This window comes from Pseudoalteromonas sp. OF7H-1, assembly GCF_022347825.1.
GTDB classification, from domain to species: Bacteria; Pseudomonadota; Gammaproteobacteria; order Enterobacterales; family Alteromonadaceae; genus Pseudoalteromonas; species Pseudoalteromonas maricaloris.
Genome location: NZ_JAKRFX010000041.1, coordinates 1 through 1,124, shown reverse-complemented (window position 1 = coordinate 1,124; position 1,124 = coordinate 1). Strand labels below are relative to the sequence as shown.

Sequence of the window (1,124 nt, the reverse complement as noted above, 5' to 3'; positions counted from 1 at the left end):
GAGTATTTAGCCTTGGAGGATGGTCCCCCCATATTCAGTCAAAGTTTCACGTGCTCCGACCTACTCGATTTCACTTTAGATAAGTTTTTGTGTACGGGACTATCACCCTGTTTCGTCATGCTTTCCAACATGTTCCACTAACTACACTAAAGCTTAAGGGCTGGTCCGATTTCGCTCGCCGCTACTTTCGGAATCTCGGTTGATTTCTTTTCCTACGGGTACTTAGATGTTTCAGTTCTCCGCGTTCGCCTCGCTAACCTATGTATTCAGTTAACGATACCTGCAAGCAGGTGGGTTTCCCCATTCGGAAATCCTAGTCTCAAGCGCCTCTTACTGGCTTGACTAGGCTTATCGCAAGTTAGTACGTCCTTCATCGCCTCCAACTGCCAAGGCATCCACCGTGTACGCTTAGTCACTTAACCATACAACCCAAAATGGTTTTAAGTTGTACTGCTAAAGACAGTTTAACTTCGCCAGAAGTTAATATTGAATACTAAAGTAGACGCTAATTAATCATCGAAATGATTAATCGGCATTTTCTTTCGAAAACTCGATAAATAACTTTACGTTATCTATCAGAATTTAATTTTCAGCTTTTCCAAATTTTTAAAGAGCAAGAGAATGACTTCTCAGAGTTAAAAACTCTCAGTTACTTGAACCTGAGTAAGAGTGTTTATCTATAAGAAGGAGTAGTAAAGTGGTGGAGCTAAGCAGGATCGAACTGCTGACCTCCTGCGTGCAAGGCAGGCGCTCTCCCAGCTGAGCTATAGCCCCACATTACTAGGATAACATTGTTTGTTTTTTACCTATCTTTGCTTTCAGGCAAGGATTTTTGTGACGAACGTTTAGTTTGCTAAACGAGTCGCAAAAAGACGCAGCATCAAAGCAAAGTGGTGGGTCTGAGTAGACTTGAACTACCGACCTCACGCTTATCAGGCGTGCGCTCTAACCAGCTGAGCTACAGACCCAAACAATGTTTGTGTTCTCTAATTCTAATCAACAATCATCTGTGTGGACACTTCGAACAAATAAGTTCTAAATCGTATAAGGAGGTGATCCAGCCCCAGGTTCCCCTAGGGCTACCTTGTTACGACTTCACCCCAGTCATGAATCACTCCGTGGTG

Annotated in this window: 2 tRNA genes and 2 rRNA genes; all 4 read right to left on the bottom strand. The window is 43.2% G+C overall.

Going from position 1 to position 1,124, the window contains the following annotated elements:
• Positions 1–422, bottom strand: a 23S ribosomal RNA gene (locus MHN30_RS23715); the annotation flags it as partial.
• A gap of 276 nt (positions 423–698) precedes the next feature.
• Positions 699–774, bottom strand: a tRNA-Ala gene (locus MHN30_RS23710).
• Between the two features lie 117 nt (positions 775–891).
• Positions 892–968 (bottom strand) — tRNA-Ile (locus MHN30_RS23705).
• Between the two features lie 77 nt (positions 969–1,045).
• A 16S ribosomal RNA gene (locus MHN30_RS23700) occupies positions 1,046–1,124 on the bottom strand; the annotation flags it as partial.